Here is a 16,378-nt window from a genome sequence, read left to right as displayed (position 1 = left end):
CTAGCCGCGCCCGCGATAGGGCGCGACGCCTTGCTCGGGCACCCACAGGCCCTTCGGCACGCGGCCGGTCTGCCAGAACACGTCGATCGGGATGCCGCCGCGCGGATACCAGTAGCCGCCGATACGCAGCCATTTCGGCTTGATCTCGCTGGCAATGCGCTTGCCGATCATCACGGTGCAGTCCTCGTGGAAGGCGCCGTGGTTGCGGAAGCTCGCGATGTAGAGTTTGAGCGATTTCGATTCCAGCAGCCACGGACCAGGCGCGTAGTCGATCATCAGATGCGCGAAATCCGGCTGGCCCGTGACCGGGCAGAGCGAGGTGAATTCCGGCACGGTGAAACGCACCAGATAGTCGGTGCCCTTTTGCGGATTGGGCACGCGGTCGAGCTGGGCGTCTTCCGGTGTGTGCGGCCATTCGACCGCGCGGCCGAGCTGGAGGGATTTCTTCGCCATCGTCGTCACATCCTTTGGAGCATGATCCGGAAAAGTGGGCACCGGTTTTCCGAAAGATCATGCTCAACTCAGAAATCGGAGCGCGATAAGATCGCGCTCCAGAGGATGCCGGGATGGACGCAAATGCCGCTGCCGTCAACCGGCCGCGATCGTCTGGATCATGACGATGCGATCGTTGCCGGACTCGCAGCCCCAGAGTTCGCCCGGTCGGCCGTCGAGCTGGCGTACATTGGCGTTGGCCCTGTCGCTCGCGAAGACGTTGAACGTCTCAGTGGCGGGATCGAAACGCACGATGGCGTTGGCCGAAAAATCCGTCAGCCAGACCTTGTCCTTGTCGTCGACGAAGACAGCGTAGGCGCGGGGACGCTCGCCCGGCAGCTTCCAGCTCTTCCACGATCCATCGGCGGGATCGTGCACCGAGATATGGCCGCTGTTCCATTCGCTGACCCAGATCCGGCTCTTCGAATCCGACCAGACGCGCCGCGATCCCTGGCCTGGCGTGGGCGGCTCGACAACGCTGGCATGGCCGGTCGCCAGATCAATCCTGGCGATATAGCTGCCGGCAAGCGAGGCGTACCAGACCTCGCCCTTGGGCGTCACCGTGATGCCATAGGGGCCGACGCCCTTGGGCGCCTTGAACACATTCATGTCGCCGGACTTCGGCGCGAGGCGGCCGTAATAGCCGGACTGGCCGGTGAACCAGTAGGTGCCTTCCTTGTCGAACACACCGGTGTTGAGATTGGCGGAGGCGAACTTTTCCGGCAGGCGGAACAGCGTGACCTTGAGATCGCCGGGATCGACCCGGGCGATCGCGTTCTGGCCGCCCTCGGTGATCCAAGGCGCGCCATCGGGGCCGATGGTGACACCATGCGGCGCGGCGCCCTGACCGAGGCTGACCGTCTTGAAACGGCCATCCCGGGGATCAAGCCTGCCGAGCAGGCCCTTGCTCTGCGCCGTGAACCAGACCGAACCGTCAGGGGCGGGCGTCAGATCGTGCAGGCCGATGCCGGCACTGATCGGGAAGTATTTTGTCCGGAACGGGCCCTCTTGGGCAAAACTTGGGCGCGCCACGAACAGGGCGGTGCTGGAAGCAAGAAACTGGCGGCGATTCATGGCGTTACCCCGACTGATTGGGATTGAGGATGCACGCACAGACCCGATGCCCTCGACCTTAATCCTGGCGCCTTCACGCGTCAGTCGACGTGCCACCCTCAAGCGTTCACATTTGCTTGCGGCCCGTGTAAGACCCGCGGCGAACCGATCAGCTCCAACGAACGGAAGTGCACATCATGACCGCCATCATTGACATCATCGGCCGCGAAATCCTCGATAGCCGGGGCAATCCCACCGTCGAGGTCGATGTCGTGCTGGAGGATGGCGCGCTCGGCCGCGCCGCGGTGCCGTCCGGCGCCTCCACCGGTGCCCATGAGGCGGTGGAGCTGCGCGACGGTGACAAGGCCCGCTATCTCGGCAAGGGCGTCTCCAAGGCCGTCGGCGCCGTCAACGGCGAGATCTTCGAGGCCTTGAGCGGCCTCGATGCCGAGCAGCAGGCCCAGATCGACCAGATCATGATCGACCTCGACGGCACCGCGAACAAGAGCCGGCTCGGCGCCAACGCCATCCTCGGCGTTTCGCTCGCCTGCGCCAAGGCGGCCGCGAATTCGCTCGACATGCCGCTCTATCGGTATGTCGGCGGCACCTCCGCGCGCTTGTTGCCGGTGCCGATGATGAACATCATCAATGGCGGCGTGCACGCCGACAACCCGATCGACTTCCAGGAGTTCATGATCCTGCCGGTCGGCGCGTCCTCCTTCGCCGAAGGCCTGCGCTATGGCGCTGAAGTCTTCCACACCCTGAAGTCGGAGCTGAAGAAGGCCGGCCACAACACCAATGTCGGCGACGAGGGTGGCTTTGCCCCGAACCTGCCGTCCGCCGATGCCGCGCTGGAATTCGTGATGAACGCGATCGGCAAGGCCGGCTTCAAGGCAGGGACCGACATCGTGCTCGGCCTCGATTGCGCCTCGACCGAGTTCTTCAAGGGGGGCAAGTACGTCTATGAAGGCGAGGGCAAGACCCGCTCGATCTCGGAGCAGGCCAAATACCTTGCGGACCTCGTCGGCCGTTATCCCATCGTGACCATCGAAGACGGCATGTCGGAAGACGACATGGACGGCTGGAAGGAGCTCACCGATCTGATCGGCAAGAAGTGCCAGCTGGTTGGCGACGACCTGTTCGTCACCAACGTCAAGCGCCTCGCCGACGGCATTAAGACCGGGCGCGCCAACTCGATCCTGATCAAGGTCAACCAGATCGGCACGCTGACCGAGACGCTCGCCGCCGTCGAAATGGCGCACAAGGCCGGCTACACCTCGGTGATGTCGCACCGCTCCGGCGAGACCGAGGATTCCACCATCGCCGATCTCGCGGTCGCCACCAATTGCGGTCAGATCAAGACCGGCTCCCTTGCACGTTCCGATCGCACCGCCAAATACAATCAGCTTCTGCGCATCGAGCAGCAGCTCGGCAAGCAGGCGCTGTACGGTGGCAAGGCCGCACTGAAGGCGCTGGCATAAGCCAGCGCTTCGACTCGAGAAAAGACGGACAGGGGAGGATCGACATGAGCGACGGCAAGACCGGACTGCAACTGCGTTCGCTGCTGAAGAAGAGCGGCGAGCTGGAATTGTCCCTCGTGAATGTCCCGACGCCGGAGCCGGCCGACGATGAGGTCGTGGTTCGCGTCGAGGCGACACCGATCAACCCGTCCGATCTCGGCCTCCTGATCGGGCCCGCCGACATGTCGGCCGCCAAGGCCTCCGGCACGAAGGAGATGCCGGTCATCACCGCGGCGATGCCGGAGGCTGCGATGCGGATGATGGGGGCCCGGCTCGATCAGTCGCTGCCGGTCGGCAACGAGGGCGCCGGCACGGTGATCGGGGCCGGATCGTCGGATGCTGCGAAGGCGCTGATGGGCAAGACCGTGTCGATGATCGGCGGCGCGATGTACACGCAGTACCGCGTGCTGAAGGTCCGCGACGTCATGGAGCTGCCGGCGGGCACCACGGCCGCCGACGGTGCGTCCTGGTTCGTCAATCCGCTGACCGCGCTCGGCATGACCGAGACGATGCGGCGGGAGGGCCACAAGGCGCTCGTGCACACCGCGGCGGCGTCCAATCTCGGCCAGATGCTCAACAAGATCTGCATCAAGGACGGCATCGGCCTCGTCAACATCGTCAGGAGCAAGGAGCAGGCCGATATCCTGCGCAAGATCGGCGCCAAGCACGTCGTGGATTCCAGCGCGCCTGGTTTCACGGACGATCTCACCAATGCATTGGTCGAGACCGGCGCCACGATCGCCTTCGATGCCATCGGTGGCGGCAAGCTGGCCAGCCAGATTCTGACCGCCATGGAAGTTGCCGCCAACAAGACTGCGAAGGAATACAGCCGCTACGGCTCCAACGTGTACAAGCAGATCTATATTTACGGCAGCCTCGACAACCGTCCGACCGAATTGAGCCGGTCGTTCGGTCTGACCTGGGGCGTCGGTGGTTGGCTGCTGACGCCGTTCCTCCAGAATATCGGTCCGGCCGAGATCGGCCGCCTGCGCCAGCGCGTCGCGTCCGAGCTCAAGACCACCTTCGCCAGTCACTACACCAAGGTGGTGTCGCTGACCGAGGTGCTCGATCCCGCCAACATCGCGGTGTACGCCAAACGGGCCACCGGCGAAAAATTCCTCATCAACCCAAATAAATAATCGTGATCTGCGACGGCAGGTCACCGAAGGAAGGTCTTGCCTTCTGAGCGAAGCGGGGGATTATTTCGCCGCCATTGAATGCGGAAAACCGCAAGGCTCAGAAGGGGACTTCATGACCGATCTCAATCGTCGTCATCTGCTCGCAGGCGCCGCTGCCGTGGGCGCGGCCGCAGTAACCGGCCTCCGACCGGCCGCCGTCAATGCCGCGGTGCCGCAGGCCGGCACGCAGGCGCCGGGCTTCTATCGCTACAAGGTCGGCGCTTTCGAGTGCACGTCGATCAATGACGGTGCGCGCACCTTCCCGATGCCGGACAAGTTCGTCGCCAACCTGCAGAAGGACGAGGCGCTGGCCGCCGGTGAGGCGGCCTACATGCCGAAGGGCATGGTCACCGTGCCGTTCAACCCGCAGCTCATCAACACCGGCTCCAAGCTCGTCTTGATCGACACCGGCAACGGCATTGCGAATTTCGAGGCCAGCAAAGGCGCCGTCGGTCGCACCCTGCAGAATCTCCAGGCTGCCGGCGTCGACCCCAAGAATATCGACGTCGTGCTGCTGTCGCATCTGCACCCCGATCACACCAACGGCATCCGTCTCGCCGACGGGGCGCTTGCGTTCCCCAATGCGGAGATCATGGTGCCGGGCAAGGACTGGGAGTTCTGGACCAGCGAGGGCAACGCCGCCAAGGCCGAGTCCAATCCGATGATGAAGAACTACTTCGCCAACGTGAAGAAGACCTTCGCCGGCCTCGAGTCCAAGGTCACCAAGTTCGAGTGGGGCAAGGAGGTCGCGCCGGGCATCACCTCGATCGCAACCCCGGGCCACACCCCCGGCCACACGTCGTTCGCTGTCGCCTCCGGCGATGCCAAAGTGCTGATCCAGTCCGACGTCACCAACATTCCGGAATTCTTCCTGCGCAATCCCGACTGGCACGTGATGTTCGACAACGATGCCGCGTTGGCGCAGGAGACGCGCCACAAATTCTACGACAAGGCGGCGGCGGAAAAGGCAACCGTCATCGGCTTCCACTTCACATTCCCGGCGGTCGGCCATGTCGAGAAGGACGGTGCCAAATATCGCCTGATCCCGTCGGCGTGGAATCCGACGATCTGAGTTGGTTCGATTGTGTGAAACGTCAGGCCGCCTTTGGGCGGCCTGATTGCGTTGAGATCGTAGCCTGGAGGGAGCGTACGCTCCATCCAGGCTACCGAAACATCTGCTTTCGCGAAACACAGCGTTTCCAAATCGGACCGGTTCATGCACTTGCATTAAATGATCCGGATCGCTTAAGTGCCGCTCGGCACTCCAGCTCAAGCCCTCAAGGACACCTCATGGCCTACAACATCGTCACGATCGCCGGCAGCCTGCGCAAGGACAGCTTTTCGCTGAAGATCGCCAATGCACTGGCCAAGCTTGCGCCTGATACACTCAAGCTCGAGGTCGTCACGCCGGCCGGCATCTCGTTCTTCAACCAGGACCTCGAGGGGGCGCCGCCCGCGGACTGGCTGGCCTTCCGCGACAAGCTCCAGAAGTCGGACGGCGTCATTTTCGTCACGCCGGAATACAACCGCGCCATCCCGGGCGTGCTGAAGAATGCCATCGACGTTGCCTCGCGGCCCTACGGCAAGAGCTCGTTCAACGGCAAGCCGGTCGGCATCGTTTCGAACTCGCCCGGTCCGCTCGGCGGCGTCAGTGCCGCAAAGACGCTGCAGAACATCCTGCCTGGTATTTCCGGCCCGATCATGCAGCAGCCGGAGATCTATCTGAATGCGGTCGGCGATGCCTTCGACGCCGAAGGTAACCTCACCAAGGACTCGCTGAAGCCCGTGCTCCAGGCCTATATCGACGCCTTCGCCGCCCACGTTGCGAAACATCAGGGCTGAGGGGGTGTCATTCCGGGGCGGCTCGAAGAGTCGAACCCGGAATCTCGAGATTCTCTGGTGCGCAATTGCGCACCTGAGTTCGATGCTGCGCATCGCCCCGGAATGACGGTTGGCTCCGAATTAGCACTCCCTTAACCAACCTGTCTCATCTTCCCAAGATGGTCTCCCGCGCGCGCCTGAAATCGATCCTGACCGGTCTTGCCCTCTACGCGATGGCGGCCGCCATCGTCGGCTATTTCGGCGTCAACGCCTATACCGGCAAGTACGGCCTCAACGCCCGCCAGGAGCTCGACCAGGAGATCATCGCGCTGACCAGCGAACTGGCCCAGCTCAAGCGTGAGCGCGCCAGGAGCGAGCAGCGGGTGTCGCTGCTGCGGTCCGAGCGGATCGACCCCGACATGCTGGACGAGCGGGCGCGCTTCCAGCTCGACTACGTCAATCCGCGCGATCTCGTTCGGATGATCCCGGCGCACTAGCGCTTTCCGCAGCTTTCGAAACCGACAGCGAAAGCCGCCGCCGAAATCCGACCACAGCGCCTTTCCTCCTGCGAAGGTCGTAAGTCCGGAACCGGACGGCCGCCTTGACGGCAGCGCCACGGCGGGCTCATGGCTTCTGTGGCGCTCTTCCGAAGTTGACGCAGATCAATCGGGCGAGGACGGCACGTTCTAGTCTGTCATCGGGAGGAAACAGTGATGAATGGGTCAATGCCCCGGCATCACGCGGCCCGTGTCGAGGCCGCCATCGCGTCAGGCCAGGCGGCACGTTCCGCGCTTGTGGCCTCGTGGCGCCGTTCGTCCAGATTGCATCATCTCGATCCCGGCGGCCGCACCTCGCCGTCGCGGCTGACCGAATCCGAATTGCATCAGGCGCGCGAGCGCATCGCGCCGCTGCTGGCGGCGGCGCAAGGCGCGATGGACCGGCTCTATCAGGCCGTCGGCGCGAGCGGGTGCTGCGTGCTGCTCGCCGACGGCGAGGGCGTGCCGGTCGATCGTCGCGGCACGGCGGCGGACGACGCGACGTTTCAATCCTGGGGTCTGTGGACCGGTGCGCTCTGGGGCGAAGAGCACGAGGGCACCAACGGCATCGGCACCTGCCTCGTCGAGCAGCGTCCGCTGACGATCGACCGCGACCAGCATTTCTTCACCCGCAATACGCTTTTGAGCTGCACCGCCGTTCCGATCTACGACCATGAGGCAGCGCTCGCGGGCGTGCTCGACGTCTCCTCCTGCCGCGCCGACCGCACCGACGCGTTTTCCAGCCTGATCGCGCTTGCGACGGGCGAGGCGGCCAAGCGTATCGAAGCCGATCTGTTCCGCAGGGCGTTCAGCCATGCCCGCATCGTTTTGACGCAAGCTGCGGACGGTCAATGCGGCGGCCTCATTGCGGTCGATGCGGACGATCTCGTGATCGGCGCGACCCGCTCCGCCCGGCTGGCGCTGGGAATTGCCCCGGGCCGGGCATTGCAGCCGGTGCCCGCAGCCGATCTGCTCGGCGGCGAACCCGCGCGCGATCATCTGGCCGGCGGGCAGCGCGCGGTGGTGCAGCGGGCGCTGCTCCGCGCCGGCGGCAATGTCTCGGCGGCCGCCAAGGCCCTCGGCGTCAGCCGCGCCACGCTGCACAGAAAGCTCAAGCGGTTCGAACTGAACCACTGAGCCGCGCTGCTACCCTCAGCTGTCATTGCATCGACAAGGTTCGCTCGAACTTCGGTCTCGTGCCCCGGACGCAGCGCAGCGCGTCGCCCTCGCGACGTGGTGCGCTGCTGAGCCGGGGCCCATGTCTCAGCATTCTCCCGTGCCGCCTGGGTCCCGGCTCTGCGCAGCAACGCCATCAGCGCGTTTACGCGCGTCTTCGACGCGCTATGGCGTTGCAGCGCGTCCGGGACACGGTGGTGATGCCTCGCTCCACGTCTGTCGCAGAACTGCGACAGGTCGGCGCCGCCATCGCTCCCGTCGGGGCTGACAGAAAACACCTCCCGCGACATCGTCTGCGCAAGTCGCGGGTCACGCGACGAATTGCGCAAACAGCAAACATCGGGAGTGATCAATGAACAAGGTGGAATTCCTCAGCGTCACCAAAGTTCCCTTTGCCGAACGCTATGACAACTTCATCGGCGGCAAGTTCGTGGCGCCGATCTCCGGCAAATATTTCGACAATGCCTCGCCGGTGAACGGCCAGATCGTCTGCAAGATCGCTCGCTCGGACGCGCAGGACGTCGAGGCGGCCCTCGACGCGGCGCATGCTGCCAAGGGTGCCTGGGGCCGTACCAGCGTCGCCGAGCGCGCCGCGGTCCTGAACCGGATCGCCGACCGCATGGAAGAAAATCTCGAGCGCCTCGCCATTGCCGAGACCTGGGACAACGGCAAGCCGATCCGCGAGACCCGCGCCGCCGACATCCCGCTCGCGATTGATCACTTCCGTTACTTCGCCGGCGTCGTGCGCGCCCAGGAAGGCTCGATCGGCGAGATCGATCACGACACCATCGCCTATCATTTCCACGAGCCGCTCGGCGTGGTTGGCCAGATCATCCCCTGGAACTTCCCGCTGCTGATGGCCTGCTGGAAGCTCGCCCCCGCGCTCGCCGCCGGCAATTGCGTCGTGCTCAAGCCCGCCGAGCAGACCCCGGCCTCGATCATGGTCTGGGCCGAGATCATCGGCGACCTGCTGCCGCCCGGCGTCCTCAACATCGTCAACGGCTTTGGTCTGGAAGCCGGCAAGCCGCTCGCATCCAGCCCGCGCATCGCCAAGATCGCGTTCACCGGCGAGACCTCGACGGGCCGGCTGATCATGCAATATGCCAGCCAGAATCTCATTCCCGTCACGCTGGAGCTCGGTGGCAAGTCGCCGAACATCTTCTTCAACGACGTCACCGCCGAGGACGACGATTACTTCGACAAGGCGATCGAAGGCTTCGTCATGTTCGCGCTGAACCAGGGCGAGGTCTGCACCTGTCCGAGCCGCGCGCTGGTCCACGCCGACATCTATGACCGCTTCATGGAGCGGGCGTTGAAGCGCGTCGCGGCGATCAAGCAGGGCGACCCGCGCGATGCCGCCACCATGATCGGTGCCCAGGCATCCAGCGAGCAGCTGGCGAAGATCCTGTCCTACATCGACATCGGCAAGCAGGAGGGCGCCAAGGTGCTCGCCGGCGGCGGACGTGCCGAGCTCGGCGGCGATCTCGCCGGCGGCTTCTACGTCAAGCCGACCGTGTTCGAGGGCCACAACAAGATGCGAATCTTCCAGGAGGAGATCTTTGGCCCCGTGGTCTCGGTCACGACCTTCAAGACCGACGACGAGGCGCTCGAGATCGCCAACGACACGCTCTACGGCCTCGGGGCCGGCGTCTGGAGCCGTGATGCCAACCGCTGCTACCGCTTCGGCCGGGCCATCCAGGCCGGCCGGGTCTGGACCAACTGCTACCACGCCTATCCCGCCCATGCGGCGTTCGGCGGCTACAAGCAGTCGGGCGTCGGTCGCGAGACCCACAAGATGATGCTCGATCATTATCAGCAGACCAAGAATCTCCTGGTCAGCTACAGCCCGAAGAAGCTCGGCTTCTTCTGACGGAGGTGCGGAGAGGGCGGCGCCATCTTGGCGCCGTCCGATCCGAAGGCCCGGATCGGCATGGTCCATAGTTCTTGATCCGGCCACGAATCTGCGTGAGCCGTGACGCGCGTAGATTTGTTGCCCGATCAGCGCCAAAGATTTTCCAATATTTCGGCCACGTTGCACTGCGGCATAATGAAAGTCGTGCCATGCCGCTGCGGTGCTTTCCAAGGGCGTTTGAGTTGGGTTAGAGAGGACGAAAGTTTTCTCTGACCCGGAATTCCCATGGCCGCACCCAAGAAAGCCGCCGCAAGCACTCCACAGGACAAGTCCGACGGCGGTTCGCCCCCGGAATTCACGAAGGAGCAGGAGCTCAAGGCGCTCCGCGACATGCTCCTGATCCGGCGGTTCGAAGAAAAGGCCGGCCAGCTCTACGGCATGGGCGCGATCGGCGGCTTCTGCCACCTCTATATCGGCCAGGAGGCCGTAGTGGTCGGCATGCAGATGGCCCTGAAGCAGGGCGATCAGGTCATCACCGGCTATCGCGATCACGGCCATATGCTTGCCACCGGAATGGATGCCAATGGCGTCATGGCCGAGCTCACGGGCCGCCGCGGCGGCTATTCCAAGGGCAAGGGCGGCTCCATGCACATGTTCAGCAAGGAGAAGCACTTTTACGGCGGCCACGGCATCGTCGGCGCCCAGGTCTCGCTCGGCACGGGTCTGGCTTTCGCCAACCACTATCGCGGCAACGACAATGTCAGCGTCACCTATTTCGGCGACGGTGCGGCCAACCAGGGCCAGGTCTATGAGAGCTTCAACATGGCGGAGCTCTGGAAGCTGCCGGTGATCTTCGTCATCGAGAACAACCGCTACGCCATGGGCACCTCGGTCTCGCGCGCCTCGGCGCAGCAGGATTTCTCCAAGCGCGGCGCGTCCTTCAACATTCCCGGCAAGCAGGTCGACGGCATGGACGTCCGCGCCGTCAAGGCCGCCGGCGACGAAGCCGCCGCCTGGTGCCGCGCCGGCAAGGGTCCCTTCATCCTGGAGATGCAGACCTACCGCTATCGCGGCCACTCGATGTCCGACCCTGCAAAATATCGCACGCGTGAGGAGGTCGAGAAGGTCCGCCACGACCAGGACCCGATCGAGCAGGTGCGCAACCGCCTCCTGGCCGCCAAGGTCAGCGAGGCCGATCTCAAGGCGATCGACGCCGAGGTGCGCGACATCGTCAACGCGTCCGCCGATTTCGCCCAACATGATCCCGAGCCGGATGCCGCCGAGCTCTGGACCGACGTTTACCGCTGAACGCGCGCAAGCTTTCTTTTGGAGTCGCTATGCCAATTCAAGTGCTGATGCCCGCGTTGTCGCCCACGATGGAGAAGGGCAACCTCGCCAAATGGCTGAAGAAAGAGGGCGAGACGATCAAGTCCGGCGATGTCATCGCCGAGATCGAGACCGATAAGGCGACCATGGAGGTCGAAGCGACCGACGAGGGGACGCTCGGCAAGATCCTGATCCCCGAGGGCACCGCCGACGTCGCGGTGAACACGCCGATCGCGACCATTCTCGCCGACGGCGAAAGCGCCGCCGATCTTGCCAAAGCGCCTGCACCGGCCGCGAAGGCTGCCGAGTCCGCGCCGCCCGCCGCGGCAAAGGCCGAGGCGCCTGCACCCAAGGCTGCGCCGGCGCCGCAAGTCGTTGCCGAGCCGGATCCCGAAGTGCCCGCCGGCACCGAGATGATCACGCAGACCATCCGCGAAGCCTTGCGCGATGCCATGGCCGAAGAGATGCGCCGCGACGCCGACGTCTTCGTGATGGGCGAAGAGGTCGCCGAATATCAGGGCGCCTACAAGGTGACGCAGGGCCTGCTCCAGGAGTTCGGCGCCAAGCGCGTCATCGACACCCCGATCACCGAGCACGGCTTTGCCGGTGTCGGCGTCGGTGCCGCGATGACGGGCCTCAAGCCGATCGTCGAGTTCATGACCTTCAACTTCGCGATGCAGGCGATCGACCAGATCATCAACTCCGCGGCCAAGACGCTCTATATGTCCGGCGGGCAGATGGGCTGCTCGATCGTGTTCCGAGGACCGAACGGCGCGGCTGCGCGCGTCGCCGCCCAGCACAGCCAGGATTATTCGGCCTGGTACTCGAACGTCCCTGGCCTGAAGGTCGTCGCGCCGTTCTCGGCCGCCGATTACAAGGGGCTTCTGAAGGCCGCGATTCGCGATCCCAATCCGGTGATCTTCCTCGAGAACGAGGTGCTCTACGGCCACACCGGCGAGGTGCCGAAGCTCGACGATTTCGTGATCCCGATCGGCAAGGCCCGCATCGTGCGCACCGGCAGCCATGTCTCGATCATCTCCTGGTCGAACGGCATGACCTATGCGCTGAAGGCCGCCGACGAGCTTGCCAAGGAGGGCATCGAGGCCGAGGTGATCGACCTGCGCACGCTGCGTCCCATGGACACCGAGACTATCATCAACTCGGTGAAGAAGACTGGCCGTGCCGTCACGGTGGAAGAGGGCTGGGCCCAGAGCGGCGTCGGCGCCGAGATCGCCGCGCGCATCATGGAGAACGCCTTCGACTATCTGGACGCGCCGGTTGTGCGCGTCTCCGGCAAGGACGTGCCGATGCCCTATGCTGCGAACCTGGAGAAGCTCGCGCTGCCGTCGGCGGCAGAAGTCGTCGAGGCCGCCAAAGCCGTCTGCTACAGGTAGATCATGGCGGGCCCGAAGGAGCAGCCACTTCCGCCCGACGTCATGACCCGCGACGACGCGGTCGAGATCCTGCGCGTGTTCGTGCTGGACGGCGGGCTGTCGATGGCGTTCCAGCGCGCCTTCGAGGAGCCCGACATGTGGGGCTTGCTGCTCGTCGATCTCGCCCGCCACGCCGCGCGCGCTTATGCGCGCGAGAGCGAATATACCGAAGAGGACGCGCTGAACCGGATCCTGGAGATGTTCCAGGCCGAGATCGAGCGTCCCACCGACACCGGCACCACGACGCCGCGCGGCAAGGGACATTGACCGTGGCGATCGAAGCTCATCATTTCGATTTCATGCTGGAGGCGATCCGCGAGGCGGAGGCTTCGATCGCGCAGGGCGGCCTGCCGATCGGCGCCGTGCTGACGCGCAACAACAAAATCATCGCCCGCGGCCACAACAACCGCGTGCAGGAGAACAATCCGATCCTGCACGGCGAGATGAGCTGCCTGCGCGAAGCCGGCGCGATCTCGTTCCACGACACCGTCATGTACACCACGCTGTCGCCATGTTCGATGTGCGCCGGCGCGCTGGGTCTGTTCAAGGTCTCATTGGTGGTGATCGGAGAGTCCGTCACCTTCGAGGGATCCAAGGACATCCTCGACAAGTTCGGCATCCCCTGGATCGACCTTGCCGACGAGCGCTCCATCAGCATGATGAAGAATTGGCGTTCCATCCCTGCCAATGAGCGCCTGTGGCAGGGCGACATCGGCAACTAAACCTGGTCTGTTCGTCTTCGCTTTTGGAGACGACGTTTTGCAAAGTTCTTCTTGAGGTCAGCATGCCCATCAACATCCTGATGCCCGCTCTCTCGCCGACGATGGAGAAGGGCAACCTCGCCAAGTGGCTGAAGAAGGAAGGCGACAAGGTCAAATCCGGCGACGTCATCGCCGAGATCGAGACCGACAAGGCGACCATGGAGGTCGAGGCCATCGACGAGGGCACGATCGCCAAGATCCTGGTGCCCGAGGGCACGCAGGACGTCCCGGTCAACGACGTGATCGCGGTGCTCGCCGGCGAAGGCGAGGACGTGAAGGCGGCGGGTGCCGCCAAGCCCAGTGCTTCAGCCACACCTCCGAAGGCTGCCGAGGCTCCTGCTGCGGCGCCGGCTCCCACGCCTGCCGCTCCCAAGGCTGCACCGTCGCCGGCTGCTGCACCTGCGCCGCAGGCCGCAACTCCTGCCGCGCAGAGCAACGGCCAAGGCGGTCGCGTGTTCTCCTCGCCGCTGGCGCGGCGTCTCGCCAAGGACGCCGGCATCGACGTGTCGATGGTAACAGGCACCGGCCCGCACGGCCGTGTGGTCGCGCGCGACGTCGAGCAGGCCAAGTCGGGCAAGGGCCTCAAGGCGCCTGCCGCGGCACCATCAGGTGCGCCCTCGATCGCACCGACCATGTCGGACAAGCAGATCCTCTCGCTGTTCGAGCCCGGCTCCTACGACATCGTCCCGCATGACGGCATGCGCCGTACCATTGCGCAGCGCCTGACCGCGTCGATCCAGAACGTCCCGCACTTCTACCTGACCATCGACTGCGACATCGGCAAGCTGCTCGCTGCCCGCGAGGAGATCAACGCTGCCGCGCCGAAGGACAAGGAGAAGAAGCCGCTCTACAAGATCTCGGTCAACGATTTCGTCATCAAGGCGATGGCGGTAGCGCTGCAGAAAATCCCGAACTGCAATGTCAGCTGGACCGAAAGCGGCATGGTCAAGCACCACCATTCCGACGTCGGCGTCGCCGTGGCGATGCCCGGCGGCCTGATCACGCCGATCATCCGCAAGGCCGAGACCAAGACGCTCTCGACCATCTCCAACGAGATGAAGGATTTCGCCGCGCGCGCCCGCTCGCGCAAGCTGAAGCCGGAGGAATACCAAGGCGGCACCACCGCAGTCTCCAACCTCGGCATGTACGGCATCAGCCACTTCACCGCCGTGATCAACCCGCCGCATGCGACCATCCTGGCGGTCGGCACCAGCGAGGAGCGGCCCGTCGTGCGCGGCGGCAAGATTGAGATCGCGCACATGATGAGCGTGACCTTGTCCTGCGATCACCGCGCCATCGACGGTGCGCTCGGGGCCGAGCTGATCGGCGCCTTCAAGCAGCTGATCGAAAACCCCGTCATGATGATGGTCTGACGCGGCGGCAGAGGGCGCAATTTTGCATGTCCGTACCCGCTGGCCATGGATATCGCTGCTGCTCGGAGCCGTCGTCGCGCTCAGCCCGATCGGGCTCGATTTTCTGCACTCTGCGTTCTTTGCCGGCGAGCAACTGGCACGGAACATCGCCCAGCCCATCGTGCTCATCGCTCTGGCCGTCATGGTCCTGGCGCTGATGCTCGAATGGCTGGTGAGGTCTTTTCTGGTCAAGCGCCGCGCCCGCGGCGCCTGTTGAGTTGAACGGGAGCCGCCATGGCCGACACATCCTTCGACATCATCATCATCGGCTCCGGTCCCGGCGGCTATGTCACCGCGATCCGGGCCGCTCAGCTCGGCTTCAAGGTCGCGATCGTCGAGAAGTCGTATCTCGGCGGCATCTGCCTGAACTGGGGCTGCATCCCGACCAAGGCGCTGCTGCGCTCCGCCGAGATCTATCACTACATGCAGCACGCCAAGGACTACGGCCTGTCGGCGGAGAAGGTCTCGTTCGACCCGAAGGCCGTGGTGCAGCGCTCGCGCGGCGTCTCCAAGCGGCTGAACGACGGCGTCGGCTTCCTGATGAAGAAGAACAAGGTGAGCGTGATCTGGGGCGCGGCCTCGATCGACGCACCCGGCAAGGTCACCGTGAAGAAGTCCGACGTCGATGGCCCGAAGGGCACGCTGGGCGAGGGGAGCTATCAGGCCAAGCACATCATCGTCGCGACCGGCGCGCGGCCGCGCGTGCTGCCGGGGCTCGAGCCCGACAAGAAGCTGGTCTGGACCTATTTCGAGGCCATGGTTCCGGAGCGGATGCCGAAGTCGCTGCTGGTGGTCGGCTCCGGCGCGATCGGCATCGAGTTCGCCTCGTTCTTCCACACCATGGGCTCGGACGTGACGGTGGTCGAGGTGCTGCCGCAGATCCTGCCCGTCGAAGACGCCGAGATCGCGGGCCTCGCGCGCAAGCGCCTGGAGAAGCAGGGCCTCAAGATCATGTCCTCGACCAAGGTGACCAAGCTGGAGAAGAAGGCCGACAGCGTCGTCGCCACCATCGACGACGGCAAGGGCAAGCCTGTCACCACCGAGTTCGAGCGCGTGATCTCGGCCGTCGGCGTCGTCGGCAATATCGAGAATCTCGGCTTGGAAAAAGCCGGCGTGAAGACCGAACGCGGCATCATCGTCGTCGACGGCTACGGCAAGACCAACGTCCCCGGCATCTACGCCATCGGCGACGTCGCGGGGCCCCCGATGCTCGCCCACAAGGCCGAGCATGAAGGCGTGATCTGCGTCGAGGCCATCAAGGGCCTGCATCCGCATCCCATGGACAAGAACCTGATCCCGGGCTGCACCTATTGCAACCCGCAGGTCGCCTCGGTCGGCCTCACCGAAGCCAAGGCGAAAGAGAGCGGCCGCGAGATCCGCGTCGGCCGCTTCCCCTTCGTCGGCAACGGCAAGGCGATCGCGCTCGGAGAAGACCAGGGCCTCGTCAAGGTGATCTTCGACAAGAAGACCGGCCAGCTGTTAGGGGCCCACATGGTCGGCGCCGAGGTCACCGAGCTGATCCAGGGCTACGTCGTCGCCATGAACCTGGAGACGACCGAAGAAGAGTTGATGCACACAGTGTTCCCGCATCCGACCCTGTCGGAGATGATGAAGGAAGCCGTGCTCGATGCGTATGGGCGGGTGTTGAATATTTGATGGATGAGGCGGCGGGGCTGTGGGACCCGTCATCCTGAGGTGCGAGGCCAGCGGTGCATAGCACGGCTGGCCGAGCCTCGAAGATGAACGGCCGAGCTGCAGCAGCCGTGCTCGTCGCCCTTCGTGGCCTCCGCTTCGCTCCGGCGCCTCAGGGTGACGGGT

16 protein-coding genes are annotated in these 16,378 nt (G+C 64.5%); 14 read left to right on the top strand and 2 right to left on the bottom strand.

Annotation, left to right across the window (positions count from 1 at the left end; all coding sequences use genetic code 11):
* Nucleotides 1–453, bottom strand: a complete 453-nt coding sequence (gene queF, locus RAD04_RS15290) for a preQ(1) synthase (RefSeq protein ID WP_165637764.1) — start codon at nucleotides 451–453, stop codon at nucleotides 1–3.
* 135 nt (nucleotides 454–588) lie between these two features.
* A complete protein-coding gene (locus tag RAD04_RS15285) occupies nucleotides 589–1,566 on the bottom strand; it encodes a Vgb family protein (RefSeq protein ID WP_461624429.1) in 978 nt (325 codons plus the stop codon).
* 176 nt (nucleotides 1,567–1,742) lie between these two features.
* On the opposite strand from RAD04_RS15285, the gene eno reads away from it, so the two are divergent.
* The 14 genes from eno to lpdA all read left to right on the top strand — a co-directional run bounded on the left by eno (nucleotide 1,743) and on the right by lpdA (nucleotide 16,216).
* The gene (gene eno, locus RAD04_RS15280; protein ID WP_104461569.1) at nucleotides 1,743–3,026 is read left to right on the top strand and encodes a phosphopyruvate hydratase; all 1,284 of its coding nucleotides are present in this window, start codon (nucleotides 1,743–1,745) and stop codon (nucleotides 3,024–3,026) included.
* A gap of 44 nt (nucleotides 3,027–3,070) precedes the next feature.
* Nucleotides 3,071–4,204, top strand: a complete 1,134-nt coding sequence (locus RAD04_RS15275) for a zinc-binding dehydrogenase (RefSeq protein ID WP_461624428.1) — start codon at nucleotides 3,071–3,073, stop codon at nucleotides 4,202–4,204.
* 112 nt (nucleotides 4,205–4,316) lie between these two features.
* Entirely contained in the window at nucleotides 4,317–5,315 is a 999-nt protein-coding gene (locus RAD04_RS15270; RefSeq protein ID WP_461624427.1) for an MBL fold metallo-hydrolase, read from the top strand.
* Between the two features lie 218 nt (nucleotides 5,316–5,533).
* Nucleotides 5,534–6,085 (top strand): NADPH-dependent FMN reductase, encoded by a 552-nt coding sequence (locus tag RAD04_RS15265; RefSeq protein WP_461624426.1) that lies wholly within the window; start codon nucleotides 5,534–5,536, stop codon nucleotides 6,083–6,085.
* A 158-nt stretch (nucleotides 6,086–6,243) separates the two neighbouring features.
* Entirely contained in the window at nucleotides 6,244–6,561 is a 318-nt protein-coding gene (locus RAD04_RS15260) for an FtsB family cell division protein (protein ID WP_018320286.1), read from the top strand.
* 216 nt (nucleotides 6,562–6,777) lie between these two features.
* On the top strand, nucleotides 6,778–7,737 hold the full coding sequence (locus RAD04_RS15255) for a helix-turn-helix domain-containing protein (RefSeq protein WP_461624425.1): 960 nt from the start codon (nucleotides 6,778–6,780) through the stop codon (nucleotides 7,735–7,737).
* Nucleotides 7,738–8,128: 391 nt separating this feature from the next.
* Nucleotides 8,129–9,646, top strand: coding sequence for an aldehyde dehydrogenase (adh, locus tag RAD04_RS15250; protein WP_461624424.1), 1,518 nt, complete (start codon nucleotides 8,129–8,131; stop codon nucleotides 9,644–9,646).
* 267 nt (nucleotides 9,647–9,913) lie between these two features.
* Nucleotides 9,914–10,936 (top strand): pyruvate dehydrogenase (acetyl-transferring) E1 component subunit alpha, encoded by a 1,023-nt coding sequence (gene pdhA / locus RAD04_RS15245; protein WP_461624423.1) that lies wholly within the window; start codon nucleotides 9,914–9,916, stop codon nucleotides 10,934–10,936.
* A gap of 29 nt (nucleotides 10,937–10,965) precedes the next feature.
* Nucleotides 10,966–12,348: a pyruvate dehydrogenase complex E1 component subunit beta gene (locus RAD04_RS15240; RefSeq protein WP_461624422.1), complete on the top strand. Its 1,383-nt coding sequence runs from the start codon at nucleotides 10,966–10,968 to the stop codon at nucleotides 12,346–12,348.
* 3 nt (nucleotides 12,349–12,351) lie between these two features.
* The gene (locus RAD04_RS15235; protein WP_018320291.1) at nucleotides 12,352–12,654 is read left to right on the top strand and encodes a DUF5076 domain-containing protein; all 303 of its coding nucleotides are present in this window, start codon (nucleotides 12,352–12,354) and stop codon (nucleotides 12,652–12,654) included.
* 2 nt (nucleotides 12,655–12,656) lie between these two features.
* Nucleotides 12,657–13,109 carry a nucleoside deaminase gene (locus tag RAD04_RS15230; RefSeq protein ID WP_461624421.1) on the top strand — a complete coding sequence of 151 codons (453 nt, stop codon included), beginning with the start codon at nucleotides 12,657–12,659 and terminating at the stop codon, nucleotides 13,107–13,109.
* Between the two features lie 62 nt (nucleotides 13,110–13,171).
* Nucleotides 13,172–14,521: a pyruvate dehydrogenase complex dihydrolipoamide acetyltransferase gene (locus RAD04_RS15225; protein ID WP_461624420.1), complete on the top strand. Its 1,350-nt coding sequence runs from the start codon at nucleotides 13,172–13,174 to the stop codon at nucleotides 14,519–14,521.
* A gap of 22 nt (nucleotides 14,522–14,543) precedes the next feature.
* Nucleotides 14,544–14,777, top strand: coding sequence for a hypothetical protein (locus tag RAD04_RS15220; RefSeq protein WP_461624419.1), 234 nt, complete (start codon nucleotides 14,544–14,546; stop codon nucleotides 14,775–14,777).
* Between the two features lie 17 nt (nucleotides 14,778–14,794).
* On the top strand, nucleotides 14,795–16,216 hold the full coding sequence (lpdA, locus tag RAD04_RS15215) for a dihydrolipoyl dehydrogenase (protein ID WP_461624418.1): 1,422 nt from the start codon (nucleotides 14,795–14,797) through the stop codon (nucleotides 16,214–16,216).
* Nucleotides 16,217–16,378 lie beyond the last annotated feature (162 nt).

Source organism: Bradyrhizobium sp. 25ACV (genome assembly GCF_054863005.1).
The sequence above is the reverse complement of the archived record's forward strand: the minus strand, read 5'-3'. Positions and strand labels throughout refer to the sequence as shown.